Below are 18,906 nucleotides of genomic sequence, written 5' to 3'. Positions count from 1 at the left end.
AGATCTCTTATTTTTCCCCGGTAATATAATGGCGTTTTCCATTTTTTTCTACTGTCCGCGCCGAAATATTGTGGAATCTTGGTAAATTTCGTGTTATATTGAAGAAACGGACGTTTTTTTCCACCGCAGAATTGATTTCCGGCATGGCGCTTTTATCGGTAAAAAATCTGAACATCTCGTTCGGGGCAGACGCCCCGGACATCGTAAGCGACGTCTCTTTCGAGGTCGAACGGGGCGAAATTCTCGCCCTGGTCGGGGAGTCCGGCTGCGGGAAGAGCATCAGCTGCCTTTCGCTGACCTCACTGCTGCCGTCCCCTCCAGCCCGCGTCCGGGCCGGCGCAATCGAGTTCCGGACGAAGGAGGGCGTTGTCGACCTTACGCGCATCTCCGCGCGGAAACTGCGGAAGATCCGCGGCGGCGGAATCGCCTATATCTTTCAGGAGCCGTCGGTCTCGCTCAATCCCGTATTCCGGGTCGGCAGCCAGATCGCCGAGGTGCTCACTCTGCACCGCCCGGATGTGACGGACATCCGCGGAGAGGTCATCGAACTTCTGCGCCAGGTCGGAATCCCTGCGCCGGAGAGCCGGATCGACGCGTTTCCGCACGAGATGTCCGGCGGCATGCAGCAGCGCGTCATGATCGCCATGGCTCTCGCGGGCAATCCGGAACTCCTTGTCGCCGATGAACCGACCACGGCACTCGACGTGACGATTCAGGCGCAGATCCTCGAACTCATCGACGAATTGCGCCGGGTGCGCAACATGGCGGTGATCCTCGTGACCCACAACCTCGGCATCGTCGCCCGGCTCGCGAACCGGGTCGCAGTGATGTACGCGGGCAACATCGTCGAATACTCCTCCGCGACGGAACTCTTCGCTCACCCGGCCCATCCTTACACCCGGGCGCTCCTGAAAGCGGTTCCGCATCTCGGCGGAGAGGAAAAACGCCTGTCAACCATTCCCGGCCACGTTCCATCCCCGGAGGAGTTCGCCCCGGGCTGCCGCTTCTGCGACCGGTGCGAACGCCGCGGGAGCCTCACGCCGGAGGAGAAGGAACACTGCCGCTGCCGAATTCCCGGGCCGGTCCGCCTTTCCGGCGCCCACACGGTATACTGCCATTTCCCGATTCTGGACAACCCCGGCGAACAGGAATGAACAGAGAACGGAAGGGACTCATCGGACTGCTCGGCCTTCTCGCCGGCGTCGTGCTTCTGACGCTGGGGGTTGTCCGCAGTTACAACAGCGGGGGGGCGGATCAGCTCCACACGCCGCGGGAGTCGACGGCCTCCCCGGAGCTCATCCGGGCACTGCTCAACGAATCGGCGCGATTCTTCACCCAGAAGCGTTATCCCGAGGCGGAGCACTCGCTTCGCCGGGTGCTGAATCTCGATCGAGACAATCTTGTCGCAATGCGGATGCTCGGCAACGTCTACTTTCTGTCCGGCAGGTATTTCGAAGCCAGCAGCGTATTTCGTGCAGTGCTGGCGAAACAACCGAAGGACCCCGTCGCCCACGCGAATCTCGGCGAAACATTGATCCGGATGCAGTGGTACGAAGCCGGGATCCGCGAACTTCTGACCGCGCGCGCCATCGATCCCGACCAGCCGGGCATCAACCTGAGCTTGAGCCGCGCCTACGAGGAACTCGGAGACTCCGCAACAGCCGGACAGTACCGGAAACTCGCGTCGGAACAAGCGGCCAGACAGAAGAACCAGCGAACCGCCGACGTCCCGCAAAAGAAAGAGGAAACAATCCGAACGGAGCCCGCCTCCGTCAAATTCCCGGAGCCGAATCATGAGTCGAATTAAAATCATGTCCGAACATCTCAGCAACCGGATTGCGGCAGGTGAAGTCATCGAACGCCCCGCCTCGGTCGTCAAGGAGCTTGTCGAAAACGCCATCGACGCCGGAGCAAGACGGATCCGCATCGAAATCGAACGCGCCGGCTCCCGGCTGATCAGCGTCACCGACGACGGCTGCGGCATGGACAGCGATGACGCGCTTTTGTGCATCGAGCCGCACGGAACCAGCAAACTGCTCAGCGAACAGGACATCGACAATATCGTCACACTCGGGTTCCGCGGGGAGGCGCTCCCCTCGATCGCCTCCATCAGCCGATTCGAACTCACGACCCGGACGGCCGAACAACTCGAAGGAACCCGGGTCGTCGTCGAAGGCGGCCGGCTCATCGAAGCCGCCCCCTGCGGCGGAGCGGTCGGCACGACGATCCGGATCCGCGACCTGTTCTTCAACACTCCCGCGCGCCGGAAATTCCTGAAAGCAGACGCGACCGAAGCACACCACATCGAGGAGGCGGTGCTCGCACTGGCGATTCCGCGGCCGGAGGTGGCGTTCGAACTCGTGATGGACGGTCGCTGCTCGTTCCGCTCGCCCGCCTCGGAGAAACCGGAACCGAGGCTGCGCGAATTCTTCGGCCGCGTTTACGCCGACGCACTCTGGCCGGTCTCCCACCAGGAGAGCGGCATTCGGGTCACCGGCTACATCGCCAGCCCCGGTTTCACACGGAACAGCCGCCGCGAACAGCGGACGTTCGTGAACGGACGGGCGGTCGAATCCCCCGCGATCTTCCGCGGCATCCGGGAAGGGTACGCCACGCTCGCCGAGAGCGGACGCTTCCCTCCGGTCATCCTGTTTCTGGAGATGTCTCCGCAGGAGGTCGACGTGAACGTCCACCCCGCCAAACGGGAGGTGCGGTTCAAACGCGAATACGCCGTCGGACGGGCCGTCGCGGCGGCGGTCGGCAATGCGCTCCGCCGGACGCGGGAGGCTCAGCCCGCCCCCCGGACGGATGAAAAATCTCTGCCGCTTTCGGGTCAGGTCCCGCTGAAACTTGTACTGGACGCCGCCTCTGTCCGATACGAACCAGGCAACAGCGAACAACCCTCTCTGCCGACATTCCGGGAGGAGCGTCCGCGCATCGCTCCGGAACCGGCGTCCGAACCGGAATCGACGCCGGAGCAGAAACCGGAGCAGAAACCGGAATGCCCGCCGACGCCGCCACCGGAACAAGCGGCTCCGAAAACAACGACGGACTCCAGTGCGAGTTTTCTGACCGACACCCCCGCGGTCGAGATTCCCGTCCGGTCGAAGTTCGACTACCCCGACATTCCTTTCAACGGCGAATGGCCGACGCGGATCATCGGAGTGCTGGACGACACCTACCTTCTGGCCGCCGGGAAATCAGGCCTGATCCTGATCGACCAGCATGCGGCCCACGAGCGCGTGATGTTCGAACGGCTGCTCGACTCGGCCCGCCGGGGAGTTGCCGCACAGACGCTGCTGCTGCCGCAGACACTGGAGCTGCCGCACTCGATGGCCGCGCTGCTGCTGCGGAACCGGAAGATTTTCGAAGCGATCGGTTTCGACGTCGAACCGCTCGGGAGCAACACCGTGATGCTGAATTCGGTACCGGCGGCCCTGCCGGAACACCGCGATTTGACGAGCATGATTCCGGACATGCTTCAGGAGCTGATCGAAAATGCGGAACACAAACTGCCGGTGGAGCTGGAATACGTTGCACGCGCAGCGTGCCGCGCGGCGGTGAAAGCGCACGACGTACTGCCGCTCCCCGCGGCGGAGGAGCTCCTGCGCCAGCTCGGAGAATGCCGCCAGGGCACGCTCTGTCCGCACGGCCGCCCGACCATGATTACAATCACGCTGCGCGAAATCGAAAAGCGGTTCAGCCGGCGTTAAAAGAAATTCCGGAAAAATCTCTCCCGAACGCTTGCTTTTCGCACCGTTCAGGCATATATTAAAAAATATTGGACGTGCACCCATAGCTCAATTGGATAGAGCGTCTGGCTACGGACCAGAAGGTTTGGGGTTCAAATCCCTATGGGTGTACCATTTTTTTTGCCTTTTTCAGAAAATGCGGGCGTTCCCTCCGCGTCAGCATGAAAATGCAGATATTCCCTCGGAGAGCATCCGGTCAGATTCCGGAAGCAGCGGCAGAATACCGGAAGAGAGGAGAATCCCGTTCGATCCGCCACCTCGGAAACCAGCAGCTCCCGGCTTTCGAGCAGTTTGACCGCCTGACGGATCCGGATGCCGCGGATGTATTCTCCGGGATTGCAACCGGCCATGTTGTGAAAAAGACGATACAGCCGGGCCGGAGAGATCTCATGCCGCCTTGCAATCTCCTCGACCGAAAGTCCCGGATCGGAGAGTTTCTGAAAAATATACCCGTTGATCTTCTCGAAAAGCCGCACATGCACATTATCCGCCGCCAGATGCCGGTCGGCATCAATGCGCTCGCAGCAGTCGCTCAATTCCAGCAGAAAACAACCCAGATAGCGCTGCAGCAGACGCGCGGCAACTCCGCCCGGATCGGCGGGAGCGAAGTACAGTTCCAGCATCCGCGCCAGCAGCTGCCAGTGAATCTCACCCAACCGGGTGCTCCTGTACATCAAATTAGGAATCCAAGCCCCCTGATGGAGTTCAAACGTTATGACCAGCCAGAAGAAGTTGTTCTGATCCATCAAGTAGTGATGCAGCTGATAGGGATAAACCAGGGAAGCGTAATCTTCCGGCAGCGGAAAGGATTTTTCATTGACGCATATCAACCCCTCCCCCGACAGATTCACCGTCAAAACATACCGGGGATGATAAAGTTCGGCAGGCTCCGCCATCAGATGGATTTTCCGTTCCGGACTGCGCCTGAATATCAAGATGTTGTCCGGCTCCTCCTGCATGCCCCCGCAGCGGCCGCGCAGATAGCTGTCGGGATCGCGGATCTTTTCCGCTCTCGTTTGAATGCGTTGTTTGATTTTTGCAGCGGAATCCATCTCTCATCCCTCTTTCCATATTCCGGGAAAGTATAGGACCCCATTCATGATATTTCAACCATTATTTGCAAAAAAAACCATTTTTTTATGAATAAATCGCCTTTTTTCCAAATTCATGATAGAAATTGCAAAATCATAAAAAAAAATGCAAAGGAAAACATCTTGCTGGAAACACTCTTTTATGTCATAATATAGAACAGAACAACAAGGGAGAAGTCTGTTGGAAATGAAAACTCAATTTTCACAAGGAGTCTGGCCGGTGGTTCTCACGCCGTTTCAGGAAAACGGCGAACTGGATCTTCCGGCTTACCGGGCGCTGCTGGAATATTACATCAGCCAGGGCGTCGCCGGTTTGTTCGCCGTCTGCATGAGCAGTGAACTGTACGAACTGATGCCGGAAGAGCGCCTGACGCTGGCGCGCGAAGCGGTCGCCGCCTCCCGGGGGCGGGTTCCCGTGGTCGCATCGGCCTGTCTCGGCAACAGCCATGAGGAGAAGCTGCAATCGGTTTTCGACATGGCCGCGACCGGGGTCGACGCGGTTGTCATCCCGGCCTGCCAGCTCGTGCCGGAGCAGGCGGATGAACAGGAGTTTCGCGACGCATTCAAACGACTGCTCGCCCGAACCGCGAACATCCGGTTCGGATTGTACGAGTGTCCGCATCCGTATCACCGGCTGATCTCTCCGGCTCTGCTCGGAGAACTCGCCCACATGGCCGGAGACCGGCTCGCGTTTTTGAAAGACACCTGCTGCAACGCCGGACTCATCGCGGCCAAACTTGCGGCATGTGACGGCACTCCACTCAAACTCTACAACGCCCATCTGACCACCTGTCTCGAATCTCTCAAACTCGGAGCGGCGGGTTACAGCGGAACCTCCGCCAACTTTTACCCGGAACTTCTGGCTGAACAAGCGAACTGTTTCCGAACCAATCCGTTCCGGGCCCGGCAGCTCCAGGAGTTCTTCCTTCTGGTTCAGCGGCATGTTGAATACAAGTATCCCCGGTCCGCCAAACTCTTTTTGCGTGAATGCGGCGTTCCGATGACCGCATTCTGCCGGGTCGCCTGCGAAGAACTCAATGAGGATGAACGAATTCAACTTCATGCTCTTTATTCCGGCATTCAAGCCATTTCCGAAAACAATCACCTTCAACCCCAAGGAGATGTTGCAATATGAAAAAGCGCACATTCACACTCATCGAGCTCCTCGTCGTAATTGCGATCATTGCAATTCTGGCAGCCATGCTTCTGCCGGCCCTGAACCAGGCGCGCGAGAGAGCAAGAGCCATCGCCTGCGTCAACAACCTCAAACAAATCGGGATGGCGCAGAACAGCTACATCGACGTGTACGGCATCCCCACCCCGCAGGTCAACATGGGCAACGGCCTGAGCAACTGGTACCGCCTTCTGGTCTGCGGGAAATTCATCGATACGTACAGCAAACTCTGGTACTGCCCCTCCCAGCCGGAACACATGGTCGAAGCGACCAATCTCGGATACTGGGTCGGAAAATTTGAATATTGCTTCGATTACGGCATCAATCGATCGCTCTGCGAAGGCAGTTTCAGCGGCGGGAAAATCTTCTACGGAAACTACAACATCCCCTATAAGCAGCTGCGGAACTTCAGCGAAGTGATCCTGATCGCCGACCAGGTCGCCGCGTCCAATCTGAACGGACCCGGCTTCAGCGTCAGCGGCTGGATCGATGCGGACGGAACCAACTATCCGCTGGGCCGGGCCGGGAGAAGACATTACCAGGGCGGGCCGAACATTCTCTTCTGCGATCTGCATGTGGCGGGCGTTCCCAATCCCTCGATTTACAACCAGCAGACCCGGGCGAATTTCGGCCTCCGGGAGATTGGAGACTGAACGATGAAGATCCGTTGTTTCATGCTGATTTCGGCACTGACGCTCGCGGGTTGGCTGCCGCTCTCGGCGGAGGTGGTTCTCCGCTTCGACCAGCAGGGGAAAGCGCTCGAATGCAGCGCCGCCGGCCAGGAGAAAGTCGTCCAGCTCGAGAAGCCGCTGGAGTCCTTCACCATGCTGATCCGGATGCGGCTCAAACGTTATCCGGACGCGGCTTTCACCGCGACGACTCCGGGAGGATTCATATCGCTCTATTCCGCCGACGGCAAGAGCGAGCTGGAGCTGCGTTTTCGGGAAAAGTTCGTCGAACTCTACGCTCACGGCAATCCCCGCAAGGGGCGGGCGGCCTCCGGTTCGCTCGCGTTGCCGCTCGATTGCTGGTTCGAACTCGGCGTGGTCTGGGGCGGCAACCGAATGACGCTCTATGCCGACGGTATCGAAATCGGAGCCAACGGCTGCCCGTATGAAAAGGTCGCCCCCTTCACCCGGCTGGTGATCGGGCGCGGGCTGGCGCCGCAGCGCCGCCTCGACGGCGAAATCGCCGAGGTCAGGCTGCTGGATCGCGCTCTCGACCAGAATGAGATGTATGCGGACTTCAAAAAAACGAGGGGGACGTCATTGATTCCCTGGGAGCACAAAAAGGAGCGTCCCGTCTATCCGCAGCTTCAAATCGCCGCCGATGCCCTGGAACCGATCACCGGCCCGATCACCCAGACCGCCGAAGTCGTTCCGTGGAGCGGCCCCGGAGCCCGCGATCTGCTGCTCTCCGGCCAGAGCGATCCGACCGGCCACTACTTCTTCGGTCACCAGACCCGGATCCACCGCAATCTGAACCGGACGGAGGACAACTGCCAGGTTTTCGACTCCGGGGAAGAGATCGCCTTGAGCGGACGGGAATTCAAAACCATTCACCGGAAGGACGGCCTGTTCGACCTGATCGCCTATGGTGCGAATACTCCGCTGGGAAATCAGCTGATCTACTACCGCAACAGCGGAACACCCGGCGCCCCGCGTTTCGACAGAGCAACCCCCGTGATGGTCGGCGGGAAATTCTATCCCGGCGACATCGGCCCAGACCCGGCCGCCTGCTGGGATATCGGCGACCTCGACGGAGACGGCGTGCCGGATCTCGTCATCAGCACCCAGCCGAGCGATGCATACCTCCGGAACCTTCCGGACCGCACCCCGATCTGGGACGGGATCGAACACCGGAATTCCGGACCGGGACGCGGCTACGACATCGCCGGCCGCTGGCTCGGTTTCGAGAGCATCCAATACTTTTTCTGGGCTCGCGGCAAGGAAACTCCCGAAGGGTTGAACTTCGACAAACCGCAGCAGATTTTCTACGGTTCTCACCATCCGGCTACTCCGCTGCAGGTAAAATCACTGCTCTGGGCATCTTCGCCCGCCGTACTGAAAATCGGGGATGAACGCTTTCTCGCCATCACCAGTGACGTCGATCGACTCTACTGCGTCCGCATCAAGGCGGAAAACGGCACGGTGCGCGCAAGTGACGCCATGCCGCTGCTGGAAACTCCCGAGATGCCGACCAACTACATCATCTGCAGCATGCGCGCGGCCGACATCGACGGAGACGGCCGCGAGGAACTGATCGCCGGAAGCAACGTCGGGCGGATCACAATCTACAAGGGGACGGAACCCGGAAAATTCACGGAATCGGTCGCACTGCAGCAGGGAGGCGCCCTCCAGGCGGAGTCTCTCGTCACCCCGGCGCGCGGCGACTGGAACGGCGACCGGTATCCCGACTTGATCACCGGCGATGCGTCCGGCTATCTGATCTGCTGGCCCGGCACCGCCGATCCGCTGGTCTACGGAACGCCGCGCTATCTGCGGGAAAACGGCCGAATCGTCCGGCATGAGGCCGGCATGAACGGTTCCATCCAGGGACCCTCCGAACGGCACTGGGGATATCTGCAGCCGACCATCGGCGACTGGGATGGAGACGGTCGCAATGAAATCATCACCGGCGACATCAAGGGGGAGATGAAACTCTACCGCCGCTCCGACTCCGATCCGTACCAGGTGGAGTCCGAATTCTTCACCTTCCGTGGGGAAAAGCTCATCACCGCAATGCGCCAGCGCCCCGCCATCGTGCCGGAGAAATACAACTATGCCGGAAAGGACAGACCGGTTCTGGTTTTTCTCGATTTCGACGGCTATTTGTCGATCGCCGTTCCGGAACAGCGCGGCTCCGCGGAAATCGCCGAGGTCGTGCGCCTGACCGACAACTCCGGGAAACCGCTCTCTCTGTGCGGAGTGAATCAGCACTGGGGACGAGCCAAGCTCTCGGTCACCGACTGGGACAACGACGGGAAATGGGATCTGCTCTGGGGTCACATCGGGGTCTATCGGGAGCTCTGGCCCCGGGGAGCAGAAATCCCCCGCGACGCTACGCTTGCGCTGTTTCCGAACATCGGCTCCAACGAGGAGCCGCATTTCGGGACGCTCTATGCGCTGAAGAAGCCGGACGGCTCCTGGTACGGCTTCGGGAATCACAACAGTTCGCTTTTTCCGACCGATCTCGACAACGACGGGCGGGAGGATCTGATCGTCGGTGCGGAAGACGGCAAGGTCTATTATCTTTTCCGCGATCAGCTCAAACCGGTCAAGGCCGGCGAGTGGAGCAAACACTGATTCCGGAGAAGCCAGAATGAATTCTTCCTCCATTGCCAATTTGTGCGTGGTCGTTCTTTATCTGCTCGGGATGGCGGGCATCGGCCTCTATTTCATGCGGCGCAACAACAGCAGCGAGGAGTATTTTCTCGGCGGGCGGAAAATTCCCGGCTGGGTGCTGGGAATTTCGATGGTCGGGAATGCGATCAGCTCGATCACGTTCCTGGCGCTGCCGGCCGCGGCGTACTCGCTGGATTACCGCTGGTTCACCCCGAACCTGACGCTGCCGCTGGTGGCGCTCGTCGCGGTGTGGTTGTTCATCCCGTTTTTCCGCCGAAGCCGTATCTCCACGGCATATGAATACCTGAAAGGGCGGTATGGGACCGGCATCCGGCTCTATGCGGCGATTTACGCCATGCTCTCGCAGCTGCTGCGGCTGATGCTGATTCTGTATCTGGTGGTGCTGCCGCTCTCCGAACTGCTGAACATCAGTGAAGTGACGGCGATTCTGCTGTTCGGCGTCATCACCTGCTTCTACACGGTTTCCGGTGGAATTGAAGCGGTCATCTGGACGGATGTGGTGCAGACCGCGATTCTGTTCGGGGGAGCTCTTGTCTGCATTCTGGCGGTGATGCTCCAGATGCCGGGCGGCCTGCCGCAGATCTTCGACATCTGCAACGAATTTGACAAATTCAGTCTGGGGCCGATGGAGTTCAGTTTCGACGAACGCACTTTCATCCTGATGGGGCTGACCGGCCTGATCGGAGCGATCTCGGAATTCTCCTGCAATCAGACGGTCGTTCAGCGTTACCTCGCCGCGCCGACGGTGCGCGAGGCGCGCAAAGCGACGTTGTTCTGCGCGTTTCTGTGCATGCCGACGTGGCTGACATTTCTCTTCATCGGGAGCTGTCTGTTCGCATTTTATCAGGTGTTTCCCTCGGCGGAGGTTGCGGCGATGGCGCCGGATGATGTGTTTCCGCACTTCATTCTGACTGAAATCTGGCCGGGGCTTGGAGGGATCATCATTGCGGCATGTCTGGCTGCGGCGATGAGTTCGCTCTCCGGCTCGATCAACGCTGTGGCGACCATCTGGACGGTGGATTGTCTGCGTCTGATCCGGCGCAAGGGGAACGACCGATTTGAGCTCATCAATGCCAAAATCGCCTCCGGAGCAGCCGGAGTGATCATGATCGCAGGGGCGTGGATCATCTCCCGGATTCCGAGGGAAAGCGTCTATGACCTCGGCAACATCATCGGAGCGCTGATCTGCTCTGCCGGGCTGGCTCCGTTCATGCTTGGATTTTTCACGACGCGGGTTGGAAACAAGGCGATACTGGTCGGGATGTGGGCGGCGCTCGCATTCAGTGCCTATAACATTTTGAACTATTTCGGCTGGCTTCCTCAGTCTTTGCGGTGGGATATTCACATCTACATGGCCGGACTGCTCTGCAATCTGGTCATGATGGCGGCAGCGCTCGGCTATTCGCTGTTCCGTCCGGCTCCGGTTACGGAACAGCTCCGGGGCCTGACGGTCTGGACTTTGGACCGGAAGGAAAACTGAAAAACACATTCATCGATCAGAAGCGGGATTCCGCCTCTTTCTGCGGGGAGAGGCTCTCCCGCAGAAATTCCCTCAGGGGGGAGTGATCCGGCCGAGCTCGTGAACCGGCGTCAAGGCGTCCGCCTCTCCCTCGAACAGCGTGACCATCGCGTTCCAGTTATCCGTAAACGTCGTGGCGCCGCGATAGATCCCCCCTGAAGCAGCTTGACATTCTTCAAAGATGGTGCTACATTAGTTTCCGCCGACGGAGAGCAGGGAGCGTCCCCGCTTGACTCTCCGGTTGACGGAGCTTGGGGAGACGGCTTTTCCCCCTTCTTCTTTTGAGGTCAATGCGGAGGGGTCGTTCCCCTGAGAACCATTGGCTGACGTGGGGGCCGACGATGAGTCCCCATCTGTTCTTTCCCACACCACGGCAAACACTCTTCTTCCTGCGTATTTCGTCGCGGAACCGCATGGAGGGAACGATCTTGAAGTTCTCGCTTCCGGCGGCGTCGACGGTCTGCTGCCAGACTGGGACGTTTTCATAGAGCCAGTCGTTGCGCTGCTTTGCGCTGCGCTTGCGGGCTTCCGCGCGGTTTTCGTCGGTGGCGAGTTTGTGGAATGCGTGGGCTTCTTCTTCGGAGAGTTCGACGCCGTGCCGCCGGAGATAGTCGACGATCTCCGCGTCGGACTTCGACATGTAAACTCCGATGAACGGCCGCAGGAGCGCGATGATGTCGCTCTCCTCGTCGGCGGAGAACTCCGAGATGGATAAGCGGAGATCGGAGTTTTCCGGATTTCTGTTGAGTTCCGGGTTGACAAGTTCGATCAGTTGTTTTATATTGACTGTTGGCGACGGAGAGGTTTCCGGCGGACCGACTTCAACGGCATCTGCTGCAAGAGCCGCGGACGGAATGCCGTCGCCGGTACGGGGCGCTTTCTCTTCCGGTGCGGCATCTCCATCCGGGAGGGTTGAAGCGCCCTCTATTTTCTGGAGCGTGATATCTTTGAAATGCGCTCGCTGGTCGGCCCTGTCGTCATCGAGCAGAATTCTGGCGGAAAACATCTCGCCGTTGATTTCCACAAGGGAAGCGTAGAGGTATTGTCCGTTCAGATGAGAGTGTTTCTGTTCCGCGTCCGCGATCCGGTATCCGGCTGGATATGCTTCGGTGATGATCCGGTCGAGAGCGGGGAATGCTTCGCGGTGGACGCCGCGCTTTTTCAAGCCGCTTTTGATACCGCTTCCGGTGATGAGGACGAGTCTGCCGTCGGATTTGATTTGAAGTTCCACTCCTTGAAAATGGCTGCGCAGGAACTCGCGCGCGGCTCTGGTGTTGGAGAAATCGATCCCGACGTCCGGGATATGAATCGGCTGTACCGGCGCATCGTAGCTGGCGGCGCTTCCCGTCCAGACCGAATCAACCGAATAGACCGCCCCGGTATTCCCGCTTGACTTTTCTCCGGAAGAGGTTATATTATTGTTAGTTTGGATTCCTCGATCTTCTAGCGGTGGCTGCAACCGTTGATCGCCACTGAGCGGTTCAAGGGACTGGGTTCGTTGCTTGCTCTTGGTATGAGCTGATCCCTCATACGTCCAAATCTTATTACCCCGAAATTGATGTGAGTCTTTTTCAATCGGAAACGCCGTTACGACGGAATAGAATCCTTTCTCTTTCCGCAATTCCAAAACGCCGAGATTGCGCGGCATCGATTTCGTGACGAGTTCAAGCCGGATATTGTCGCCTTGTTTGGGGATTCCCCGAGCGTAACCGTGCAGGTTTTCCCGGGTTCAAGCCGGATATTGTCGCCTTGTTTGGAGGCGTAAATCTGATTGGGCTTCCCGAAAATTCTGGTAAGAAAGTCAGAGAGGTCGTAACCGCGCGCTTCGAGTTCCGCGCCATGCTGATTCCAGAGATGAGCAAGTCCGAACCCGGCATGATTTCCGAAATGTTTCCCCTTGAGGAGTTTGATCGGCAGCGCTTCGAGTCCGAGTTCCTTTCCGGCCTCGGCCATTTCCGGGGTGATTTCTCCCCACACCTCCGACCCTTCGGAAGTCAGGATCGGGGTGTTTTCGGAGATGGTTTTATCCTCCATAATCTCCCGAGCGGTGAAATCCCCATCCCTCCCGGCAATCCCGAAAATCGTCTCGCCGTTCTTGTTTACCCTGAACCGGATCATCGATTCCGGCGCAATGACTTTCCCCTCTCCGCGCCGGTTTCTCCGGGCGGCGCGCGCGGATCGCGCGAGCAGAGTTTCGATCTCGCGATCGGTCATGCGGACTTGCCGCGCGTGCGGGAAACGGTCGGCAATCCACATGCGGACGGATTGCAGAAACTCCTTCCACCAGTTCGGTTTCGGCGCTCCCGATTCCGCGATGGAGGCGACGTACTCTTCGGCGGCGATCCGCTGGTCTTCCGCCGTTTCGAGGTTGACGCGGCCGCTCCCGCTCTCCTCCCCTCCCCTCTCCTCTCCTCGCACAACAGCACCGCCCCCTTTCGCACTTCATGGAAGGTCGTAATGCAGCGACCAATGTGTCGATTCTTTTCAACCAGGCTCTTGATTTCATCCAGTATCGGATATATATTATTATCAGCTACCGGTTCCGTCGAGTCAGACTCGGTCAAGGAATCGGCAGTGGCCCCCGGATGGTCTGATTCACCGGGAGGAGACTTCGGGGACGCTGAGTCAGGTTCAACTAAGGACCCGGAGCCAACCGCCTGACCTGACGGGGCGGCGATTCCCGGCATCTGGTCCGTTGAGTCAGATTCAGTCAAGGACGCAGAGCCAGCCGCTCCATCTGACGGGGCGGCTACCCCACTCTGAAGCATACCTTCTTCCCCGCTCTCACACAACGTTCCTTTCAATGCAATCCTCGCCGGTCCCCGGAAAAAAAAGAAATAAATCTGAGGTATCGGTTGACTATTCGCGGTAAAGGCTCTAATTTATCAGTGTATGCGTTCAGCATTTCGGAAGAGCGGTGGAAATCCGCAGCCGGGGACAGGCGGCTCCAAAATCGGAGTCAACGATTCAACAGGAAAGAAAACTGCCATGAAAAAAGGTTTGTGGATTGCGGCATGGTGTCTGTTTACCATATTTTCAACAGCGGCCGAACAGCCGCAGGATAAAAAGGCTGCGCTTCAGGAAAAAATCACTCCGGCCCTGGTCGAGGTCGAACAACAACTCAATGAGATTGAAATGGATTTCTGGAAAAATGTCCGGGATATCGATACAGGTTCCAGCTCCTACCAGAGAGAGAATAAGGTTTATCAATCCTTCCATCAGAAAATCGTCGGATTCGTCACCCTCTGTGGAAAATTACAGGGAGAACTCTATGATTTCGAGGTGGATCTCGAACAGTTTCCCATCGAAAAACGCGCGACAACCATCCTCGACGTCTGGAAACGCCTGCCGCAGCTGCACGACCGGATCGAAGGCAGACGCGATCCCGTCACCCGCAAAGGAAAAATCAAACTCGACGATGCGTGCATTGATGCCGTTATCATGAGTTCAACGCTCCCCGCCGACGCCGAAAATTATGAAACACTCCTGGACAATCTCTCCATCATCAACATGGAACTCTTCTACATCCCGGAGAAGATTCCCAGCCCCCTGCCGAAAGAAATAACCGGCCATGGGAAATTCAACAAATATATGAGCGATGATTTGCTGATCTCATCGGCCGGAGAATTTTTCATGGCCGTGCGGGATCTGCGAATCATCATCCGCGATCTCCGGCAGCAGCCCCGCCCGGAACCGGCCGGAAACGAGAATGCCGGCGACCTGATCCGGCTGATCGAAGAGGATCTCAACCTGATCGAACGGGAATTCTGGGACAACATCTACAAGGGCGGAACCGGTGCGGCAAAAAGCAACAATCTCTCCCGCTACGGAGAGTTCCGGCAGCGCCTCTATCGACTCCTCGTGAACAGCAGAACCTTTCACTCTCTCCTCCGCCGGAACAAAACCGCCGTCGGAACGTTCAACCCGGTAACCGACGCTCTCACGATCTACAACATCGGCCGGAGTCGCGACCAGGATCTGCGCAGGCAGATGCGGCGTTTTTTCAACCGGAACAATTCGTTCGTGCCCGGCTCAAAACGCAAACGGATCGAATGCCTTTACCACTTCCGTGCCATGGATCCGTCCGCGAAAAAAACAACCTCCATCCGCCCCTTCGTGCCTTACGCGGAAATCCGCATGATGACGAATCAGGCCGATCTCGACAAGCTCTGCGAAGCGAATACCGCCATCTTCCACTCCGAGGAAAATGAGTTCGATGTGCTCTCCGAATCCGCTGCGGAATATTTCAACGCGGTGAAGGGACTTCGGAAAACCATCGAACACTGGAAAACGCAGCTCGCGTCCGGAGGGAAATAACCCAATTGCCCGGGCTCCCCGGAACAGCGGACTCACTCCCGGTCCGCCATCCGCCCGGGAAGCGGCCAGGTGATCCGGTGCGGAATCACCCGGACTTTCCGCGCAATCCCTTCCTCCAGCCCGAAACGGCGGCAGAACTCCGGCATGGAATCTTTCTCCGTCCTCACGGGGACGGCATCGATCCGCGTTGCCTCCCGAAGCTCCGGCAGGCGATTCATTTTCATGGCGAACGGTTCGTAAAGCGTGTCGCCGGGATCCCAATCGAAAACCAGCAGTGCTATCCGGCGGGGCTTTTTCGCCCACTCCTCGCGGATGAGCGCCAGCGCAGCATCGGCATCCTGGGCCGACTTTCCGTTCACCGTCACCCGGAACGGTTCCCGCGAAACATCAATGCGCAACGCCTCTCCCGATTCGAACGGCGCGACAAACAGATCCTCGTTCATGAGCCTCGTCCGCATCTTCTCCCAGTCGATCGAACGCAGCAAATCCGGAAGATTTCCGTAAATCGTGGCGTGATGGCCGAACTTTTCCTCACACATCTCGGCGATCGCGCTTTCAACGTCGCGCCCGTTGAAGACAATGCGGTATGCCGCCACGACTGTCCCCGTGCGGTCGGAACCGTGCCAGCAGTGGATCAGCAGCGATTTCGGTTCGTCCCGGATGATCCGGAGCGCTTCGTACACATGCTCCTCCGTCATGCTGCCGGCATTGCACGGAACGGGACACTCCTTGATTTTCAGCCCCTTGAGCCGCCCGCGGTCGGAGTGAAAGTTCCGCAGATTGAGAACGGTCCGAAATCCCCGTTTCTCCAGCTCGGCAAACTTCTCATGATCTGGCTGCGCACTGCGGAAGATGCCGTTCACCGGATCGACCTCATGGAAGTTGCGCGGCAACTCCCCCTCTCCCGCCCGGAGGACGATCGCTGCGACCAGCACCGAAATGACGACGAACCACGCTCTTTTTGCAAATGTAACCATTCCGCCTCCCTCGAAAAACCCATTCCGTTCCGTTCCCGGATACTCTATCACGACGCATCGACGCTTTCAAGCCCGGGACACAAAAAAACGGCCGGGAACAGAACACGCCCCGACCGCCTCAAACCGCAAATGCGCAACGTGCTCAGAACGCGTTGCGGTAGATTCCGAGAATATCCTCCACACTCGTGTCGCGCGGATTCCCGCCCGTGCAGACGTCGGCGAACGACATCTCCGCCAGCGCAGGCAGATCCTCCTCCTTCACCGAAGGCAGCTCGCGCATCTTCTGCGGAATGCCGACGTCGACGGAGAGCTTGCGGACCGCGTCGACCGCAGCCTTGCGGGCCTCTTCCGTACTCATGGCGTCAACATTCGCAACGCCCATCGCCCGCGCGATTTCGCGATACTTCTCACCGGTGGCGGGCGCGTTGTACTCCATGACGTAAGGGAGCAGCACCGCGTTGGCGATGCCGTGCGGCGTGTTGTAGAATCCGCCGAGCGAGTGCGCCATCGAGTGAACGATTCCGAGTCCGACGTTCGAGAAGCCCATGCCGGCGATGTACTGCCCGAGCGCCATGCCGTCCCGCCCTTCCGGCGTGTTGTTCACGGCGCCGCGCAGCGAACGGGAGATGATCTCGATCGCCTTGAGGTGCATCATGTCGGTCAGCTCCCAGGCGGCTTTGGTGATATATCCTTCGATCGCGTGAGTCAGCGCGTCCATGCCGGTCGCGGCGGTCAGTCCCTTCGGCATCGAGGACATCATCTCGGGGTCAATCACCGCGATGACCGGGATGTCGTGCGGATCGACGCAGACGAATTTGCGTTTCTTCTCCTCGTCAGTGATGACGTAGTTGATCGTCACCTCGGCCGCGGTACCCGCCGTGGTCGGAATCGCGATGATCGGTACGCACGGTCTGGAGGTCGCGGCACAGCCCTCAAGCGAAACGACGTCGGCAAACTCCGGATTGTTGATGATGATGCCGATCGCTTTCGACGTATCGGTCGGCGAACCGCCGCCGATGGCGATGAGGTAATCCGCTCCCGCCGCCTTGAACGCGGCCACGCCCTGCTTCACGACGTTGACCGAGGGATTCGCCTTGACATCGCTGAAGATCTCATAGGCGAGACCAGCCTTGTCCAGCAGCGAAGTCACCTTGTCGGCGACGTGGAATTTGATGAGATCCTTGTCAGTCACGACGAGCGCCTTGCCGAAGCCGCGTTTTTTGATTTCGTCGACAATGGCGGAGACCGCTCCCGCGCCGAAATAGGATGTCTGATTCAGAATCATGCGATTGATCATTTGTCCGAACTCCTTTTGTTCTATTGTAGATGAGTTTCAACACATAGGAAAACTCGTGTCGACGACCGGAAAACGGCTTCGGCAGACCTTATAAAAATAGCACAGATTCTTCATTTTTCCAGTATCCGGCGTTTTTTTTTGCCGCCGGGACGGCTCATGAAGTCACGCCGCAAGAAATCCCGCCCGGAGATCGGGGGCCGCCCTCGCCGGGGGAAGCCGTTTCCCGACCGGGAAACGCAAAGGAAAGAAACGGGGGCGGAAGGCGACGGAAAGTCGCCCTGCCCCCGAACTCGTATCGAGTCAGTTTGTCCGCCCGGCGGACAACCCGGTTGCAAACACCGGAGTTATTTCACATTATTGTGTTCGACAAGTCCGGTCCCGCCGATGTCCCAGCCGCCGGTCGGATAGTCGGCAAAGAGATTGTTCGCGACGATTCCCCGCATGGGAATTCCGTTCCCCGAACACTCCAGCGCCGTGAATTTCTGCCCGGTCACGGTGTTGCCGACGACGGTGAGATTCTGCGGCGTTCCGTCCTGCGGTTTCGCGCTCTGCATCTCCTTCTGCGGCAATGCGGTGATGTGAATTCCCTTGGCGCCGCCGGTCAGCGTGTTGCCGGTCACGGTCACGTTGCGGACGAGATCCCCGGTGATCTGAAGACAGATCGGCGAGTAATAAATGGCAGCTTCCTTTTTCTCTCCGCGCTGCTGCTCCAGCGGCAGTGTGAACTCGTAGTCGCAGACGACGGTGTTCCCGGAAACGGTGATGTTTTCTGTCGGAATGGTGCGGGTCACTCCCCAGTCCGTGTGAATGAAGATCCCGACCGCCTGCCGGAACGTCCCGGGATAGGGGTTCATTCCGGGCATGACCCAGTTATGAATCTGGTTGCCGGTTACGGTTACTTTTCTGCAGTTGAAGATGTCGATCGCATGGCTGCCGATCTCCTTGATGAGGTTTCCGGTCACCAGCACGTCGTAACTCAGAATCCCGACGACGATGCCGGTGTCCCACGCCCGGCTGACCCGGCAGTTCGCCACCTGGGTGTGGAACGAACCGCGACCGCGGAAGTTGCCTCCGATCGTGATTCCGTGCCGGGCTCCGAACGTCATGCAGTTGCGGACGGTGGTGTTTTCGGTGCACCTGAGCGAAATTCCGTCGTGAGCCGGCAGGCGGACTTCACAGTTTTCGACGACGGAATCCCGCACGCCGGAGAGGGCGATCCCATTGGTCCAGTTGTTCAGCTGGGGCTGTCCCAGCCGGGAGTCAGCAGCCGCAGGCCGGAGATCCGGATGTTGCTCAGCAGACGGGTCCCGGGGAACCGGGAGGTCCGGATGTAGGTGTAGATCGTGTCGTCAATAGTTAAAAGACCCAAGCTGCAATACACCTGATTTGTACTGCAGCAAGAAACGAAGCAGTG

At 58.7% G+C, this 18,906-nt stretch carries 14 protein-coding genes, 1 tRNA gene and 1 pseudogene; 9 read left to right on the top strand and 7 right to left on the bottom strand.

What is annotated here, in order from left to right:
• Positions 1–143 precede the first annotated feature (143 nt).
• The 4 genes from Q0K10_RS12820 to Q0K10_RS12805 all read left to right on the top strand — a co-directional run bounded on the left by Q0K10_RS12820 (position 144) and on the right by Q0K10_RS12805 (position 3,866).
• A complete protein-coding gene (locus tag Q0K10_RS12820) occupies positions 144–1,154 on the top strand; it encodes an ABC transporter ATP-binding protein (protein WP_294507690.1) in 1,011 nt (336 codons plus the stop codon).
• Complete coding sequence (locus tag Q0K10_RS12815; protein WP_294507688.1) at positions 1,151–1,807, top strand: tetratricopeptide repeat protein; 657 nt, start codon at positions 1,151–1,153, stop codon at positions 1,805–1,807. The genes Q0K10_RS12820 and Q0K10_RS12815 overlap by 4 nt, the downstream gene beginning before the upstream one ends.
• Positions 1,794–3,713, top strand: a complete 1,920-nt coding sequence (gene mutL / locus Q0K10_RS12810; RefSeq protein WP_294507686.1) for a DNA mismatch repair endonuclease MutL — start codon at positions 1,794–1,796, stop codon at positions 3,711–3,713. The genes Q0K10_RS12815 and mutL overlap by 14 nt, the downstream gene beginning before the upstream one ends.
• A gap of 76 nt (positions 3,714–3,789) precedes the next feature.
• A tRNA-Arg gene (locus Q0K10_RS12805) sits at positions 3,790–3,866 on the top strand.
• Here Q0K10_RS12805 and Q0K10_RS12800 read toward each other — a convergent pair.
• Positions 3,845–4,804, bottom strand: a complete 960-nt coding sequence (locus tag Q0K10_RS12800; RefSeq protein ID WP_294507684.1) for an AraC family transcriptional regulator — start codon at positions 4,802–4,804, stop codon at positions 3,845–3,847. The genes Q0K10_RS12805 and Q0K10_RS12800 overlap by 22 nt on opposite strands.
• Positions 4,805–5,030: 226 nt before the next feature.
• Here Q0K10_RS12800 and Q0K10_RS12795 point away from each other — a divergent pair, with 226 nt between their 5' ends.
• From Q0K10_RS12795 to Q0K10_RS12780, 4 genes and pseudogenes are all read left to right on the top strand, one after another.
• Positions 5,031–5,978 (top strand): dihydrodipicolinate synthase family protein, encoded by a 948-nt coding sequence (locus Q0K10_RS12795; protein WP_294507682.1) that lies wholly within the window; start codon positions 5,031–5,033, stop codon positions 5,976–5,978.
• Positions 5,975–6,196, top strand: a pseudogene (locus tag Q0K10_RS15645) (prepilin-type N-terminal cleavage/methylation domain-containing protein); the annotation flags it as partial. The gene Q0K10_RS12795 and the pseudogene Q0K10_RS15645, both read left to right, overlap by 4 nt.
• Positions 6,197–6,673: 477 nt before the next feature.
• Positions 6,674–9,322 carry an FG-GAP-like repeat-containing protein gene (locus Q0K10_RS12785; RefSeq protein WP_294507678.1) on the top strand — a complete coding sequence of 883 codons (2,649 nt, stop codon included), beginning with the start codon at positions 6,674–6,676 and terminating at the stop codon, positions 9,320–9,322.
• 16 nt (positions 9,323–9,338) lie between these two features.
• A complete protein-coding gene (locus tag Q0K10_RS12780) occupies positions 9,339–10,862 on the top strand; it encodes a sodium/solute symporter (protein WP_294507677.1) in 1,524 nt (507 codons plus the stop codon).
• 226 nt (positions 10,863–11,088) lie between these two features.
• Here the strand turns inward: Q0K10_RS12780 and Q0K10_RS12775 are convergent, their stop codons facing one another.
• Together Q0K10_RS12775 and Q0K10_RS12770 are read right to left on the bottom strand one after the other, a co-directional pair.
• Positions 11,089–12,360: a hypothetical protein gene (locus tag Q0K10_RS12775; RefSeq protein WP_294507675.1), complete on the bottom strand. Its 1,272-nt coding sequence runs from the start codon at positions 12,358–12,360 to the stop codon at positions 11,089–11,091.
• Positions 12,361–12,488: 128 nt separating this feature from the next.
• Positions 12,489–13,319, bottom strand: a complete 831-nt coding sequence (locus Q0K10_RS12770; protein ID WP_294507673.1) for a hypothetical protein — start codon at positions 13,317–13,319, stop codon at positions 12,489–12,491.
• 570 nt (positions 13,320–13,889) lie between these two features.
• Between Q0K10_RS12770 and Q0K10_RS12765 the strand changes: the two genes are divergently transcribed.
• The gene (locus Q0K10_RS12765; RefSeq protein ID WP_294507671.1) at positions 13,890–15,218 is read left to right on the top strand and encodes a hypothetical protein; all 1,329 of its coding nucleotides are present in this window, start codon (positions 13,890–13,892) and stop codon (positions 15,216–15,218) included.
• Between the two features lie 32 nt (positions 15,219–15,250).
• Here Q0K10_RS12765 and Q0K10_RS12760 read toward each other — a convergent pair whose 3' ends face one another.
• The 4 genes from Q0K10_RS12760 to Q0K10_RS12745 all read right to left on the bottom strand — a co-directional run.
• Positions 15,251–16,195, bottom strand: a complete 945-nt coding sequence (locus Q0K10_RS12760; protein ID WP_294507669.1) for a tyrosine-protein phosphatase — start codon at positions 16,193–16,195, stop codon at positions 15,251–15,253.
• Between the two features lie 142 nt (positions 16,196–16,337).
• Positions 16,338–17,492, bottom strand: a complete 1,155-nt coding sequence (gene fucO, locus Q0K10_RS12755) for a lactaldehyde reductase (protein ID WP_294507667.1) — start codon at positions 17,490–17,492, stop codon at positions 16,338–16,340.
• Between the two features lie 344 nt (positions 17,493–17,836).
• Entirely contained in the window at positions 17,837–18,730 is an 894-nt protein-coding gene (locus Q0K10_RS12750; RefSeq protein ID WP_294507722.1) for a right-handed parallel beta-helix repeat-containing protein, read from the bottom strand.
• Positions 18,727–18,906: hypothetical protein (locus Q0K10_RS12745; protein WP_294507665.1), on the bottom strand; the 180-nt coding region annotated here is incomplete at its 5' end. The genes Q0K10_RS12750 and Q0K10_RS12745, both read right to left, overlap by 4 nt.

The organism is uncultured Victivallis sp. (assembly GCF_944391105.1).
Taxonomy (GTDB): Bacteria; Verrucomicrobiota; Lentisphaeria; order Victivallales; family Victivallaceae; genus Victivallis.
The sequence above is the reverse complement of the archived record's forward strand: the minus strand, read 5'-3'. Positions and strand labels throughout refer to the sequence as shown.

Excerpts from the sequence above, each read along its gene's own strand:
- Q0K10_RS12820 (WP_294507690.1), top strand. The coding sequence starts at position 144 with ATGGCGCTTTTATCGGTAAAAAATCTGAACATCTCGTTCGGGGCAGAC.
- Q0K10_RS12815 (WP_294507688.1), top strand. The coding sequence starts at position 1,151 with ATGAACAGAGAACGGAAGGGACTCATCGGACTGCTCGGCCTTCTCGCC.
- mutL (WP_294507686.1), top strand. The coding sequence starts at position 1,794 with ATGAGTCGAATTAAAATCATGTCCGAACATCTCAGCAACCGGATTGCG.
- Q0K10_RS12800 (WP_294507684.1), bottom strand. The coding sequence starts at position 4,804 with ATGGATTCCGCTGCAAAAATCAAACAACGCATTCAAACGAGAGCGGAA.
- Q0K10_RS12795 (WP_294507682.1), top strand. The coding sequence starts at position 5,031 with ATGAAAACTCAATTTTCACAAGGAGTCTGGCCGGTGGTTCTCACGCCG.
- Q0K10_RS12785 (WP_294507678.1), top strand. The coding sequence starts at position 6,674 with ATGAAGATCCGTTGTTTCATGCTGATTTCGGCACTGACGCTCGCGGGT.
- Q0K10_RS12780 (WP_294507677.1), top strand. The coding sequence starts at position 9,339 with ATGAATTCTTCCTCCATTGCCAATTTGTGCGTGGTCGTTCTTTATCTG.
- Q0K10_RS12765 (WP_294507671.1), top strand. The coding sequence starts at position 13,890 with ATGAAAAAAGGTTTGTGGATTGCGGCATGGTGTCTGTTTACCATATTT.
- Q0K10_RS12760 (WP_294507669.1), bottom strand. The coding sequence starts at position 16,195 with ATGGTTACATTTGCAAAAAGAGCGTGGTTCGTCGTCATTTCGGTGCTG.
- fucO (WP_294507667.1), bottom strand. The coding sequence starts at position 17,492 with ATGATCAATCGCATGATTCTGAATCAGACATCCTATTTCGGCGCGGGA.